We start from the raw sequence: 12,947 nt of genomic DNA on the forward strand, positions 1-12,947 counted from the left end.
ACATGGAGACCGTACGCGCCGAAGACGGCCAGGTTCTGTTCCTGCCCCATCGACTCAATCGCCAACCGGCCGTTGTTCGAGGCCTGACCGCGGACGAACTCTGGTTTGCCACCACGCTGTTTGCTTTGATCGGGCTAGGGCTGAGTCTGCCGCTGGCGGTTGTGGTTGGGCAGCTGGCGGTGTTGCCCACCGGCATCCTCATCACCCTGGCGGTTGGGCTCTACCTGAGCAGCGGATTGCTGCAGACCCTCAAGCGCGGACGACCTGATACCTGGCTGCATCGGCACCTGCAATGGCAGGTAGCAACCCGCCTCCCCTTCCTGGCCGCCTGGGTCGGCGGACAGGCGTTGATCCTTCGCTCAGGCACCTGGAGCACACGACGCTCCCGGCCGGTCCTGCGTGAAGGGGAGCGCTGGTCATGAGCCGCTTTCGCCACGAAATCGTGCATCTGCAGGCGCACATACGCACCCTTCGCCTGGCCGCCGGTGCCCTGGCCCTACTGGCGCTGCTACTGGGCCTCGGCTGGTGGAGCGCGCCGCGGGATCTGACCATCCATATACCGCCTGACCTGCGTTCAGGCAGCACTCGACGCTGGTGGGACGTACCGCCCGAAAACGTCTATGCCTTCGCCTTCTACATCTGGCAGCAGCTGCAGCGCTGGCCCAGCGATGGCGAGGCGGATTACCCGCGCAACCTCAAAACCCTCTCGGCCTACCTCACGCCCGCCTGCCAGGCCTTCCTCGAGCAGGACTATCAGCGTCGACGCGCCAACGGCGAGCTGCGGCTACGTGTCCGGGGCCTCTACGAAATCCCAGGACGCGGCTACGGCGAGGACCCGGCGCGTAGGGTCAGGGTGATCTCGGCTCGCGACTGGGTCGTCACGCTGGATCTGACGGCGGATGAGTACTACAGCAGCGAGCAGATCAAGCGGGCGCTGGTGCGCTACCAGCTCAAGGTCGTACGGCTGGATCAAGACCCCGAGCACAACCCGTTCGGCCTTGCGCTGGACTGCTATGCCCAGCCGCCACAACGCATCGACCCCCATCCGGACCCGACGCCTGCTCAAGAATCAGGAGCCGCCACATGACTCGCCAGCCCCTATCCCTGCTCGCCGCGCTGTTCCTTGGGCTCGGTGTGGCAGCACCCGGTCATGCCACACAGATCCTGCATTGGAAGCGCCTGCCCCTCGCGGTGCCGCTTACGGTAGGCCAGGAACGTGTCGTGTTCCTTGATCGCAAGGTGCGCGTTGGCGTCCCTACAGCCCTGAGTGATCGCTTGCGTATCCAAAGCACCGGCGGCGCGCTGTACCTGCGCGCCAGCACCGTGCTTCCGCCCACGCGGCTGCAGGTACAGGATGTGCAGACGGGCATGATCATCCTGCTCGACATCGCCGCAGAGCCGGCCAAATCGGGTCAACCGCCAGCGGAGCCGATTCGAATCGTTCTGGATGCGCCAGGCGAAGAGTCGTCGCCCGCGTCGACTACGCCCGAAGCCGGTACTGCTCAGAGCGCTCCGGACGCGGCCCTGGCGATGACCCTGACCCGCTATGCCGCCCAGCGTCTCTATGCCCCCTTACGCACCCTTGAGCCAGTCGAGGGCATTCGCTCCGCCGCGGTGGAGAAAGAGCTGCCGCTGGACAGCCTGTTGCCGGGGCTACCGGTTAGGGCACACGCCCTTGCCGCCTGGCAACTGCAGCACCTGCGAGTCACCGCAGTTCGCCTGAGCAATCAAAGCGCACGTCCTATCGCGTTGGTGCCCGAGGCACTACAGGGCGACTTTGTGGCTGCCACCTTCCAGCACCCCGACCTTGGCCCGTCTGGTCAGGCCACCGATACCACAGTGGTTTATCTCGTTACTCGCCACCAGGGACTGCGGGGCGCCGTGCTCCCCAGGGTCACGCCCTTCCCAGACGTCACACCTCGCCCTCCTGTCTTGCCCGCGCTGCGCCACGGTAATGTCGATGAAGATCAGTAGCCTACTCAAATGGGCAGCCATTCCCCTGGCCGGAATGATGACTGTCGTTGGCCTTACGCGATGCACCGGGTCCTCCAGTACGTCTGATGTTGAGCCCGAAACCGCTAATGCGCTGACCCAAGAGGAGCGCGCTGCCTTGGGGGTTGAAGGCGACTCCCCTCGGGACACCGTCGCGACCCTGGTGGCGCAGGTCAAGCAGCTGCGTCAGGAGCTGGAGACTGCAACGCGCGATGTGCAGCACTCACGTCATGCGCCCGGCCGTCCAGAGGATGCAACCGCGCTGGTTGATCAGCGAATCGAACACGCCCTGCAGGCTGAGCGGGCGCAGCTGCAGCAGGCTCAGGAGCAGCTGGCGCGTGAACGGCAGCAGACCGAACAACTGCTCAACGACGTCAAGCAGCGCCTGCACACCCCCGCACAGGACGATGCCACGGCGCTGCCGGTAGGGCTCGGCCTGGAGCCCACCCAAGAGGCGTCGACTGAAGTACCACTGCGCTGGATTGAGCCAAGCGATGTGCCGCCTGACGCTGCGTCCAGCAAGAGCCAGGCGCACCCACTGCAGCTGGGATTAGCCCCTGAGTCGCCACCTGCGCCAGCCCCTGACGACCGAATGAGCCACGCACCTGATGCTCCGGCCAAACCGGTCTATACCTTGCCGGCCAATGCCACCCTGGTGGGCTCGGTCGCCATGACGGCCCTGATCGGCCGCGTCCCCGTCGACGGCACGGTGAATGACCCCTACCCCTTCAAGGTGCTGATCGGCCCAAACAACCTGACCGCCAACGGCATCGAATTACCCGACGTGGCCGGCGCCGTGGTTAGCGGAACGGCCTCCGGTGACTGGACTCTGTCCTGCATCCGCGGACAGATCCGCAGCCTGACCTTTGTCTTTACCGACGGCACGATCCGCACCCTACCTGACGATGACCCGCCCAGCGGCCAGGCCCGACGCGGTGAGTCGGCAGACAACGCTTTGGGCTGGATCAGCGATGACCAGGGCATTCCCTGCGTAGCGGGTGAGCGGCGTAGCAATGCGGCCCAGTACCTGGGCTCGCAGGCCTTGATGACCGCAGCAGGTGCTGGCGCGGCATCGCTCCTGTCAGCCGACAAGGGCACGCATGCCGTCTTCAGCGGCGCCGGCACGTTCGGCACCACCCGCATGTCCGGACAGGGGGCGCTCAACCAGATCCTGGCCAGTGGCATGCAGGACCTGTCGCAGTGGGTCAATCGGTTCTATGGCCAGGCCTTCGCGGCGGTGTACGTCAAACCCGGCGCCCAGGTTGCCGTTCACCTGGAGCGGCCCGTCACGCTGGATCACGCCCCCCAGGGGCGACGCGTTCATCACCTGACAGGAGGCTTCCATGCAGCGCCCTTGGACTGACGTGACCTTCGCGCTTGCCACTCCGCTGCTGGCCCTAGTGCTGGCAGGCTGCGCCAGCAAGGACAAGCTACTGCCGCCCGGTGATCACACCATGCTCGACCTCTGGCGTACCTACACAAGCAGTGTCCAGGGCGCCGAGGCTCGCCTGAGCGAGGCCCGGCAGCAGGTGCGTCGCCCACTGTCCGTCGCAGATGAGCACCCCTCCAGCGGCACGCGTGCGGACCTGCGCCAGCGCGCTCAGGTACTCAACCAGCAATTTCCCCGCCTGCCCAACCCTGACCTGGTGATGTATGTCTTCCCGCATTTGGCCGGCGAGGAGTCGGTTCCGGTACCAGGCTACAGCACAGTATTTCCGCTCTATCGACACGTACCCTACGCCCTGCCCGGTGAGCGCGTGGAGGACTACTGATGCGCCGCGTTTGGCTCCGCTGGCCGCGCCTGCGCCAGACGACACTGGATCCTCACTCGCCGGATGCCTGGCAGGCCCATGTCATGCGGCTAGCCAAGCACGGGCTGGCCGCCCCGGGCGCCTGCCTGGACCCGTCCAAACGCCGGCCTGCTACCCAGGCGGATCAGGACAGGCTGTACGGCCAGGTGCCCTCGTTCGTCGATCTCCTGCCGTGGGTGGAATACCTGCCTGATGCGCAGTGCATGCTCTTGGACGATGGCCGCTCGGTGGCGGCCTTCTTCGAGTTGCAACCACTGGCGACAGAAGGACGCGAGCCTGACTGGTTCGCGCAAGCGCGCGACGCCGTAGAAACCGCTCTGCAGGAAACACTCGATGAGCACGACGAGAGCCCCTGGGTCGTACAGTTCTATGCCCAGGACGAGCCCACCTTCGAGACTTACCTAAACACACTGTCCGACTACGTCCGCCCTCTCGCACGTCACAGCGTCTTCACGGACTACTACCTGGGCCTGACCGCCCGCCACCTGCAGGCCGTCAGCACGCCCGGCGGACTGTTCGACGACACCACCGTGACCCAGTTGCCCTGGCGTGGGCAGCACCGCCGTACCCGGATGGTCGTCTACCGGCGCCTTCCCGCCACCACGCGCCGCAGCCCTGTGTCAGCGCCTGAGCAGGATCTGAATGCAACCTGCGACCGCCTTACAGCGGCGCTCGCCAGCGCGGGTGTGTCCAGCACACGCCTGGACGCTGCCGCCATCCATGATTGGCTGCTCCGCTGGTTCAATCCCGATCCCACTCACCTGGGCCATACCGACGCCGACAAGGCACGCTTCTATACCCTGACCCGCTATCCGGACACGACACCACCCGACGCCCTGGAATTGGCCAGCGGGACCGATTTTGCGCAGCGCCTTTTCTTCACGCCACCTCGCTCAGACCGAACAACAGGGGTGTGGTACTTCGACGATCAGCCTCATCGCGTCCTGGTGGTTGATCGACTGCGTCAGCCTCCGGAAGCAGGCCACCTGAGCGGTGAGATGCGGCATGGTGAGGCTCTTAACGCGGTAATGGATCAGCTACCAGCGGGCACGGTGATGTGCCTGACGGTAGTCGCAACGCCACAGGATGGATTGGAAGCGCAGCTCAATACGCTGGCACGCAAGGCCGTGGGCGACACTTTGGCCTCCCTGCACACCCGCCAGGACGTCGAGCAGGCCCGCGCCCTGATTGGCGGACAGCACAAGCTGTATCGAGGCGCGCTGGCGTTCTATGTGCGCGCACCGGCGATGGAGAGTCTGCGCCAACGCTGCCACACGCTTAACAACGTGCTGCTGACGGCAGGCCTGCAGGTGGTACGCGAAGACGCGGAGGTGGCGCCGCTTAACAGCTACCTTCGTTGGCTACCCGCAGTCTTTGATCCTGCGGCCGACCGCCGGCATTGGTATACCCAGTTGATGTTCGTGCAGCACGCCGTGAACCTGGCCCCTGTCTGGGGCCGTAGTACGGGAACGGGTCATCCCGGCATCACCTTCTTCAATCGAGGTGGAGGTCTGGTGACCTTCGACCCGCTGAGCCGCCTTGATCGCCAGATGAACGCCCACCTGTTTCTGTTCGGTCCAACCGGGTCGGGCAAGAGCGCGACCTTGAATTACCTGCTGCAGCAGGTGACCGCGCTGTACCGACCTCGATTATTCATCGTCGAGGCCGGTAACTCCTTTGGACTGTTTGCCGACTTCGCCGCCCGCCTGGGGTTGTCCGTTCACCGCGTAACCCTCACACCGGGCAGCGGCATCAGCCTGGCACCCTTCGCCGATGCCTGGCGGCTGGTCACACCGACCTCCCCCAAAGCGCTCGACAGTACAGAGGGTAATCAGTCAGAGGCGTCGGATGAGCAGCGTGATGTCCTGGGCGAACTGGAGATCATCGCGCGCCTGATGATCACCGGCGGAGATCCACGCGAGGACGCACGCATGACCCGCGCAGACCGGAGCCTGCTGCGTCAGTGCCTATTGGCGACCGCCGAACGTTGTGTAGCGCAGGGACAGCCCGTGCTGACCCGCGATCTTTGCGCCACGTTACGCGAACAGGCGCGCGACGACGCCCTTCCCGAACCTCGACGCGCCCGCCTCTTGGACATGGCCGAAGCCATGAGCCTGTTTTGTCAGGGCAGCGACGGCGAACTCTTTGATCGCCCTGGCACGCCGTGGCCTGAGGCTGACATCACCCTGGTGGATCTGGCGACCTTTGCCCGGGAGGGCTATGGCGCGCAGCTTGCCGTGGCCTACGTCAGCCTCATCAACGCCGTGAACAACCTGGCTGAGCGCGATCAGTTCCTGGGGCGTCCCTTGATCAACGTCACCGACGAAGGACACATCATCACCAAGAACCCACTGTTGGCACCCTATGTGGTCAAGATCACCAAGATGTGGCGAAAGCTCGGCGCCTGGTTCTGGCTGGCCACTCAGAATCTGGACGATTTGCCAGCGGCGGCTGAACCCATGCTCAACATGATCGAGTGGTGGATCTGCCTGTCGATGCCGCCCGATGAGGTCGAGAAGATCGCCCGCTTTCGCGAGCTAACGCCTGCTCAGAAGGCCTTGATGCGCTCGGCACGCAAGGAAGCCGGCAAGTTTAGCGAAGGAGTCATCCTGTCCAAGTCGATGGAAACGCTCTTTCGCGTGATACCACCTAGCCTGGTTCTGGCCTTGGCCATGACCGACCCGGAAGAAAAAGCTGAGCGCTACCGCTATGTGCAACAGGACGGGCTCAGCGAGTTGGACGCAGCGTTCAAGATGGCAGAGGCGCTTGACCAGCAGCGTGGCATTACCACGGCCCTCCTTGACCCTCCTAGGCCGCCGCCTAACTGAACGAGCGGGCGCTCAGGCAGACCTGTCGCTCATTATCCGCAGGGATGATCAGTCGCCGCGCTGCCATAGGCTTTCTAGAAAACGCCTACCCCAATCTGCATGCTCCACCCAAGCGTGGCCAAATCGATTTATCCAAGCGAGGCGGTAATTTACCGTCAGCAGGAGCGGTGCTTCACATCCGTAAGGCTGGTTTCACGCTGGAAAATCCACCCGAAAGCATGCGAAACGCAAATCAGAGTTATGGGTTTGCGTTAGCAACGCTTTTGATCTTTCTACTCTTCGCTCACTTTTTTAAGCAATCTCGTATCGAGGCCAAACCGCTCCTGGCTTTCCAACCGGTATGAGCCTTCTGCCAAATCGCAGCTCATGAGCAGATTCCACGAGTGTCGAGATACCGTGGAGGGGATGAGAACAAACGGATGCTTATCTAACAGGTTGTCCCCGAACTGACACTGATTCGAGGAAGGCCGGGCACCTGTTAACCAATTGGGGTTAGGAACGTCCTCGAGTTGCACGACCTTGATCAGGTCTGGATCAAGCACAGTGAAGCAAGTCAGCACATGCGGGACGATGTCCAGCAGGTCAAACCCGGTGTGGACCGCGACTTCCAAGATCGCGGTAGCAGGATCCGCAGCCGCGTACACAACGTGGCGCCCCGGCGGATTCCATCGGCCACCCACCTTATGAGCTCCGATTCCTTTGTCCCATGTGTCCGCAAACTCAGCACGATCGAGGCGCCAGGCATGCCACGCTCCCGACCAAGGCAAAGCATTCACTGATAGACCCCGTACTTAATCCGCTCTAGATAGTCCTCGACCGCCTGAAACCCCATCGGGTTATGGATGACATCTAAAGGAATGTCTCCGTCGAGATACTTACAGGGCCGACTCAACCACTGCTCTGCAAGCTGCTGGTCACCGAACACATTGATCGCGTCCTCTAGCACCTTGGCGTACTGGAACGCGATAGCGCTTTGAAGAGCATCCAGCCTTTCAGAGCGGCCTGCGCTGTTCTGGCGTTGCAGCGTACGGATCGATTTGCCAATGATGCGGCTGGTGATCTTTTTGTGCGCCAGAGGCTGATATGCCGAAATCAATGCATCTACGTCGTGACGGTAAAAGCCCTCTGTAGTGCGTTTGTAGATGTCGTAATCACTAAGCTGGCCAGCATCAACATGGATGAGAAACCATGTCGGCTTGGCTAGGTTGTAGTCTTTGGTCGACCGGCTGGTGACAGTAGTCATGACAAAATCCTCCAGCGTCATTTGACGCATACACTACCGCCGTTTGGCGCATAACGCACTATACCTACGAGCGATTGCGCGCTGGCCTGGCGCTCATTTCAGCCTTACAACGCAGCATGGGGCAGTGAGGTCCAGACCCGCTGCCAATTGAATTTTCGTTGAGCGTCGATCACTGCAGCTCACAAAGGATGTTCTCCGGTGCTGACCGCATGCGCGCTCAAGCAAAAACGTCGCTAAAAAATCCGGTAAGGCCCGCTTCCCTATTCTTTCTGGTACTCGGCTTCGTCGTCTTTTGAACTAGGCATATCCCCGCGCCTGGAGACGACTGCCGCCATGACCCATCGTAATGCCCGGTATCGCCCTACCTGTCTGGGACCCTTGGTCCTGGGGCTAGCCTGCCTTCGCGCAGAGGCTGTGGACGTTGTGGCCTATACGGACCGCCACCATCCACTTACCCAGACTCAAGGTGCCCGTGTCGTTCTGCTCGACGAGGCCTCGTGGCTGCAAGAAGCGCTTTCTCGAGACCTACCACCCAACCTTACGACTGCTGAACAAAGGGTTCGCCATCGTCTGGAACAGACGCCGGCCCTCGCCCCGCAACTGGCCAATGCCTACCAAGACCTCCTACAGGCCTGGCATCTGGGCCTTACTCACCTGCCGGCCGTAGTGGTTGATCACCGCTACGTCGTCTATGGCGATACGAACGTGGCCCGGGCCGTGGCACGTATCGAACGCCAGCTGGGCCGCCGGCCATGAAGCGCTCTGCTCGCCTGCGCCCTTTGCTGCTGGCCGGCACCCTTGCCAGCACGACCGCGGCTTTGGCGCTGGATACCCCGGCGATCGTGGCTTCGGTGGCCTCACCCGACTGCCTGCAGTACCGCGTTGTCGGCATCTGTTACTGGCTTTACTGCACCTTAAGCGGCTGTAGCGTCCGCACCTCGCTCAAGGTCAGGCATTACGTTCCGGACGCCGTCGTTGCCAGCTATTCGAACACCGGTGAAAACCCGTGGCAGGCCCTGCGTGCACTGAGTCCGGCGACTGCCATGGCACGCTCAGGCGGCGCAGGAACCAGCGCCGAGGTGCATGAAAACAACCTTGCCCTATTCAAGAATGCGGATGTGATCGGTCATCCCGGCGCTGCCGCCCTGGGTCAGTATGCCGGCCAGTTTGGCTACACCTGCGGTGGCGCCGGGACACCGTTCAAACCCTATTTGCTCAGCACGCTCGATACCCTGGCCTGGCGATATGGCATACCCGAGCGCGCCTATCCTGAAGCGGTGTCACCCGGCCTACGGGAGATTGGCACCCGCGCGCAAGCCAACCTCTGGGGCACCGTCTATCCCCGGACCGGCTTTGTGCATCAAGCCGATGACTACAAGGGCGCTGCCGTCATCGCCCAGCGCGCAGGCGATATCGTCACACGCGAGGGACAGCCCCACGTCTACCAGCCGCTGCGGGCGCAGCCGCAACCGGGTTACTGGCCCGCCGGCCCGCTCAAAGAGGGCGATGCCCAAACCGGTAGGTGGCAGCCCTTGGCGCCTCGGCTTTCGTCCACCTGCGTGGTGTTCCCGCATGACCAAGCAGGGCCACAGGCCATGCAGGGCGACTACGCCTGGGCGTTGTGGCGCCCCTATGCCTGCTGTGAGCGCCAGGGCCAGGTGCTGCTGGGCAGCCAGGACTTTCTGTAGCGATCTCAGTAGGTATCTCCATGACCCCTTCTCATCGAATGGGCCTTTGGCGGGCTCTGCACCTCGTCACAGGCATGCTGCTGCTCACCACCAGTAGCGCGCAATCACTTCGCCTGGATAACACAGGCATCAACCTCAGCGGACCAATCTTCAGTGACGAGGTGTTCTACAGCATCGGCGGCGGCCGGGCGGTGTCCATGAGCCCGGCGGGCAACATGGAGAGCCTGGGTGTGGGCGTTGGCTGGAACAGCAACCTGGTCTGTGGCGACATGAGCCTGTCGACCACGGTGCAAAATCAGCTCAATGGCGTCACCAACGGCTTTCATAGCCTGATGAACAACGTCATCCAGAACGCCACCAGCGCGGTGGCCTCACTGCCCGCGCTCATCATCCAGCGGGCAGATCCTGCCCTGTATAACCTCCTCACCAACGGCATCCTGCAGGCGCGCCTGGACTTCGATCGCTCCAAGGCCAGTTGCCGCGCCCTGGCCGGTCGCATGGCAGATCTTGCAGGCGGAAGCGCCGGATGGGATCAGCTGGCCGAAGGCATGGCGCTCAAGCAAACCCTTGCCAGTCGCGACGGAGTGTCCGCGGTCGAGCAGGCTGAAACCCGCGGGGGTCAGCAGGGCGTGCCCTGGGTGGCCGGCGCGCCAGCGGGAGGACGTGATCAGCCCCCGATCCGCCTGATTAGCGATGTCACCCGGGCAGGCTACAACCTGCTCAACGGGCGAAATGCTCAGGAGACCACCGACCTGGACCCCGCGCAGTGCCACGACCGGTTGATCTGTCAGGTCTGGCCGTCGCCCCACGCCGCGACAGCCTGGGCCAATCGAGTCTTGGGAGAGCGCGAACTCAGAACCTGTACGCAGTGCACCAAGACCCAAACCACACCCGGCGTAGGCCTGACGCCGCTGATCCAGGAGGAGTACGACAAGGTCCTGCGCGCGCTGCGCGACCTCGTGGCAGGCACCACGCCCACCACCTCCGAGCAGCTTGCCGCTGCGGGTAGCCGCGCACTGCCCGTCACCCGAGGTGTCATCGAGGCCTTACGCGATGAGCCGGACCGAGATGTACTAAGCGAGCGTCTTGCCTCCGAGGTGGCCTTGTCACGCGTTGTGGAGCAAGCACTGTTGCTCCAGCGGTTGCTGCTGACCGGGCTCAAGGAGCCCAACGTCGCCGCAAATGAGATCGCCACGCGCACCCTTCGTACCGAGCAGGAAACCCTGACCCAGGAGGTCGGTAACCTGAAGACCGAGCTGGAGCTGCGCAGGACGCTGACGACCAATGCGGCGTCGCGTGTGGTAGATCGCCAACGCGAACGCGCCGCTCGCTCAGGCGGCATCTTCCAGGGTGATGCCACGCCCCGCCGCCTGGATGTGATTCAGGCTCCTCAGGAGGATGCGCCATGAGGCAACTCATTTGGCGTGCGGTCCGCAAACAATGCCTGCGGCGTCGCTCACTGGCCGCGCTGGTGCTCTTGGTGGTGTTCCTCCTGGCACCACAATTCGGCCAACCCTCCCTAGACCGACTACAGGCCTGGACCGCTTGGCTGGAGGCGCACGCGATGCTCCTGTTGCTGTGGCGGCTGTGCCTGTATGGCCTCACGGCGTGGGGCTGGTATGGGCTGCACCAACGGGTACGTGCCCGCGAAAGGTCATCGCGTGAGCTGGTACGTCTGTACCTGCTGGAAGGCCTCGCCCTGTCGACGCTGGCGGCTGCGGAATGGCGCCTTTGGACCCACGCCGTGTAGTGAGGACACCCTGCCATGACGCTCTACACCACGGACTACCTCGAGTACTACCTCACCCTGGTCGGCTGGCTTATCCATAACGGCATCTGGAATCTGTTGCTGGCCAGCGGTCTCTTTGCGCTGCCCTTTCTGCTGATCGTGATCCAGGAATGGCTGCACACCCGCACCATCAGTGCGGATGAAAGTCAGCAGAGCCTGCTCTCTACCCGACGCATCGAAAGCCGCATGCTCCTGGCGATCGGCATCATCGCCTTTGCAGCGATTCCCATGATCCCGGTATCGCTAAACACCCTTCAGTTTGATATGACCCGCTCCCGCCAATGCCAGGTCGATGTGGCAGCCCCTTCCAAGACGGGCTGGGCCCTGAGCTATACCCAGCTCAATGGACAGCAGGCCCTGATACCGGTCTGGTGGTTCTTCGTGCATGGGCTGTCCAAGGCCGTCACCGGCGCGGCCATCGCGGCCATTCCCTGCGGTACGGACTTGCGACAGATCCGTATGGAGCTCGATGCCACACGCATTGCCGATCCACTGCTCGCGCAGGAAGTAGCCGACTTTACCCGTGAGTGCTACGGCCCCTCGCGCGCCCGACTGTTCATGCAGCGCCCGGGCCTGGCTGCGGATCAGCGTTATGACGTCACCTGGATCGGCTCTCGCTATTTTCTCAACTCACCTGGCTTTTACGACACTGACCGCGCACGCACCCCTCGCCAGGCCTGGCCTTACGAGCCCACCCGTGATGCGGGCCTGGCACCGGGCGCGAATGGCGCGGGCTACCCAACCTGTCGCCAATGGTGGTCCGATCCGGGGCGCGGGCTGCGCGAGCGATTGCTGACCCAGGTCGATGCTGGACTGCTGAACCGCTTGGCACACTGGGCAGGCTTTGTCTCCCGGCAGACCGTAGACGATGCGGTCATACGCACTGTCGTCGCGCCGCGCCAGCAGAAGCTCAATCAGGGACAGGTCTATAGCGACTATGGTGGTCAGGTGGATATGTCGCTGCCCAACATGGCCGCACGCCTGGCGGGCGACACGGGATTAGCCTTGGGATCCCTGGGGTTCTTTCCAGCCATGGACGTCGTGCGTCAGGCACTGCCGATGGTGCTGTCACTGCTGAAGATGGCGCTGGTGATTGGCCTTCCCTTGCTGCTGGTCATAGGCACCTACGACCTCAAGACCACGCTGACGCTTAGCACCGTGCAGTTTGCGCTCTTCTTCGTGGAGTTCTGGTTTCAGCTGGCCCGTTGGCTAGACAGCACCATCCTGGATGCTCTCTATGGTTGGGGCTTTGGCGCCGGACGTCCCCATCGAAATTTCGATCCACTGATCGGCCTGAACAACGCCTTCGGTGACCTCCTGCTGAATTTCGTCATGGCCACCATGTTCATCGCCTTTCCAACGTTCTGGATAACGGCTCTGACCTGGGCAGGCTTACGGGCCGGTGCGGCCCTTCAGGCGCTGGCAACGGCCACCCAAGATGCACGAGGCGCAGGCGGCAAGGGAACCCAAGCGCTGCGACAAGGGATGCAGTAAAGGCTTACTCCTGACGCACGAGGTACCACCCGTGAACCAGCACATACGCTTTTTCCATCAGGTGATGCGATTAGCCACCAGAGACCTCAGCCTGCTCAGACA

13 protein-coding genes are annotated in these 12,947 nt (G+C 63.0%); 11 read left to right on the forward strand and 2 right to left on the reverse strand.

From position 1 onward, the window contains the following. The first annotated feature begins 2 nt into the window (after positions 1-2). The 6 genes from ACZ5R1_RS22380 to ACZ5R1_RS22405 are packed head-to-tail and all read left to right on the forward strand — an operon-like array spanning position 3 to position 6,631. The gene (locus ACZ5R1_RS22380) at positions 3-422 is read left to right on the forward strand and encodes a TIGR03750 family conjugal transfer protein (protein WP_464712728.1); all 420 of its coding nucleotides are present in this window, start codon (positions 3-5) and stop codon (positions 420-422) included. Next, positions 419-1,087, forward strand: coding sequence for a PFL_4703 family integrating conjugative element protein (locus tag ACZ5R1_RS22385; protein ID WP_464712729.1), 669 nt, complete (start codon positions 419-421; stop codon positions 1,085-1,087). Before ACZ5R1_RS22380 ends, ACZ5R1_RS22385 begins: the two co-directional genes overlap by 4 nt. Next, positions 1,084-1,974: a TIGR03749 family integrating conjugative element protein gene (locus tag ACZ5R1_RS22390; RefSeq protein ID WP_464712730.1), complete on the forward strand. Its 891-nt coding sequence runs from the start codon at positions 1,084-1,086 to the stop codon at positions 1,972-1,974. Before ACZ5R1_RS22385 ends, ACZ5R1_RS22390 begins: the two co-directional genes overlap by 4 nt. After that, positions 1,961-3,355 (forward strand): TIGR03752 family integrating conjugative element protein, encoded by a 1,395-nt coding sequence (locus tag ACZ5R1_RS22395; RefSeq protein WP_464712731.1) that lies wholly within the window; start codon positions 1,961-1,963, stop codon positions 3,353-3,355. The genes ACZ5R1_RS22390 and ACZ5R1_RS22395 overlap by 14 nt, the downstream gene beginning before the upstream one ends. After that, positions 3,336-3,764 (forward strand): TIGR03751 family conjugal transfer lipoprotein, encoded by a 429-nt coding sequence (locus tag ACZ5R1_RS22400; protein WP_464712732.1) that lies wholly within the window; start codon positions 3,336-3,338, stop codon positions 3,762-3,764. Before ACZ5R1_RS22395 ends, ACZ5R1_RS22400 begins: the two co-directional genes overlap by 20 nt. Then, complete coding sequence (locus ACZ5R1_RS22405; RefSeq protein ID WP_464712733.1) at positions 3,764-6,631, forward strand: conjugative transfer ATPase; 2,868 nt, start codon at positions 3,764-3,766, stop codon at positions 6,629-6,631. Before ACZ5R1_RS22400 ends, ACZ5R1_RS22405 begins: the two co-directional genes overlap by 1 nt. A gap of 272 nt (positions 6,632-6,903) precedes the next feature. Here the strand turns inward: ACZ5R1_RS22405 and ACZ5R1_RS22410 are convergent, their stop codons facing one another. Then, the gene (locus ACZ5R1_RS22410; RefSeq protein ID WP_042134811.1) at positions 6,904-7,407 is read right to left on the reverse strand and encodes an RES family NAD+ phosphorylase; all 504 of its coding nucleotides are present in this window, start codon (positions 7,405-7,407) and stop codon (positions 6,904-6,906) included. Further along, complete coding sequence (locus ACZ5R1_RS22415) at positions 7,404-7,874, reverse strand: antitoxin Xre/MbcA/ParS toxin-binding domain-containing protein (RefSeq protein WP_042135426.1); 471 nt, start codon at positions 7,872-7,874, stop codon at positions 7,404-7,406. The genes ACZ5R1_RS22410 and ACZ5R1_RS22415 overlap by 4 nt, the downstream gene beginning before the upstream one ends. A 333-nt stretch (positions 7,875-8,207) precedes the next feature. On the opposite strand from ACZ5R1_RS22415, the gene ACZ5R1_RS22420 reads away from it, so the two are divergent. The 5 genes from ACZ5R1_RS22420 to ACZ5R1_RS22440 all read left to right on the forward strand — a co-directional run bounded on the left by ACZ5R1_RS22420 (position 8,208) and on the right by ACZ5R1_RS22440 (position 12,845). Next, positions 8,208-8,630 (forward strand): TIGR03757 family integrating conjugative element protein, encoded by a 423-nt coding sequence (locus ACZ5R1_RS22420; protein WP_081875179.1) that lies wholly within the window; start codon positions 8,208-8,210, stop codon positions 8,628-8,630. Beyond that, entirely contained in the window at positions 8,627-9,562 is a 936-nt protein-coding gene (locus ACZ5R1_RS22425; RefSeq protein WP_115946258.1) for a TIGR03756 family integrating conjugative element protein, read from the forward strand. Before ACZ5R1_RS22420 ends, ACZ5R1_RS22425 begins: the two co-directional genes overlap by 4 nt. Before the next feature lie 74 nt (positions 9,563-9,636). Then, on the forward strand, positions 9,637-10,971 hold the full coding sequence (locus ACZ5R1_RS22430) for an integrating conjugative element protein (RefSeq protein ID WP_115946406.1): 1,335 nt from the start codon (positions 9,637-9,639) through the stop codon (positions 10,969-10,971). Then, on the forward strand, positions 10,968-11,312 hold the full coding sequence (locus ACZ5R1_RS22435; RefSeq protein WP_042134816.1) for a hypothetical protein: 345 nt from the start codon (positions 10,968-10,970) through the stop codon (positions 11,310-11,312). The genes ACZ5R1_RS22430 and ACZ5R1_RS22435 overlap by 4 nt, the downstream gene beginning before the upstream one ends. A gap of 15 nt (positions 11,313-11,327) precedes the next feature. Further along, on the forward strand, positions 11,328-12,845 hold the full coding sequence (locus ACZ5R1_RS22440) for a conjugal transfer protein TraG N-terminal domain-containing protein (protein ID WP_042134818.1): 1,518 nt from the start codon (positions 11,328-11,330) through the stop codon (positions 12,843-12,845). Positions 12,846-12,947: the final 102 nt, after the last annotated feature.

Source organism: Pseudomonas sp. Pso3 (genome assembly GCF_055393275.1).

Excerpts from the sequence above, each read along its gene's own strand:
- ACZ5R1_RS22420 (WP_081875179.1), top strand. The coding sequence starts at position 8,208 with ATGACCCATCGTAATGCCCGGTATCGCCCTACCTGTCTGGGACCCTTG.
- ACZ5R1_RS22385 (WP_464712729.1), top strand. The coding sequence starts at position 419 with ATGAGCCGCTTTCGCCACGAAATCGTGCATCTGCAGGCGCACATACGC.
- ACZ5R1_RS22425 (WP_115946258.1), top strand. The coding sequence starts at position 8,627 with ATGAAGCGCTCTGCTCGCCTGCGCCCTTTGCTGCTGGCCGGCACCCTT.
- ACZ5R1_RS22435 (WP_042134816.1), top strand. The coding sequence starts at position 10,968 with ATGAGGCAACTCATTTGGCGTGCGGTCCGCAAACAATGCCTGCGGCGT.
- ACZ5R1_RS22405 (WP_464712733.1), top strand. The coding sequence starts at position 3,764 with ATGCGCCGCGTTTGGCTCCGCTGGCCGCGCCTGCGCCAGACGACACTG.
- ACZ5R1_RS22400 (WP_464712732.1), top strand. The coding sequence starts at position 3,336 with ATGCAGCGCCCTTGGACTGACGTGACCTTCGCGCTTGCCACTCCGCTG.
- ACZ5R1_RS22415 (WP_042135426.1), bottom strand. The coding sequence starts at position 7,874 with ATGACTACTGTCACCAGCCGGTCGACCAAAGACTACAACCTAGCCAAG.
- ACZ5R1_RS22430 (WP_115946406.1), top strand. The coding sequence starts at position 9,637 with ATGCTGCTGCTCACCACCAGTAGCGCGCAATCACTTCGCCTGGATAAC.
- ACZ5R1_RS22440 (WP_042134818.1), top strand. The coding sequence starts at position 11,328 with ATGACGCTCTACACCACGGACTACCTCGAGTACTACCTCACCCTGGTC.
- ACZ5R1_RS22390 (WP_464712730.1), top strand. The coding sequence starts at position 1,084 with ATGACTCGCCAGCCCCTATCCCTGCTCGCCGCGCTGTTCCTTGGGCTC.
- ACZ5R1_RS22380 (WP_464712728.1), top strand. The coding sequence starts at position 3 with ATGGAGACCGTACGCGCCGAAGACGGCCAGGTTCTGTTCCTGCCCCAT.
- ACZ5R1_RS22395 (WP_464712731.1), top strand. The coding sequence starts at position 1,961 with ATGAAGATCAGTAGCCTACTCAAATGGGCAGCCATTCCCCTGGCCGGA.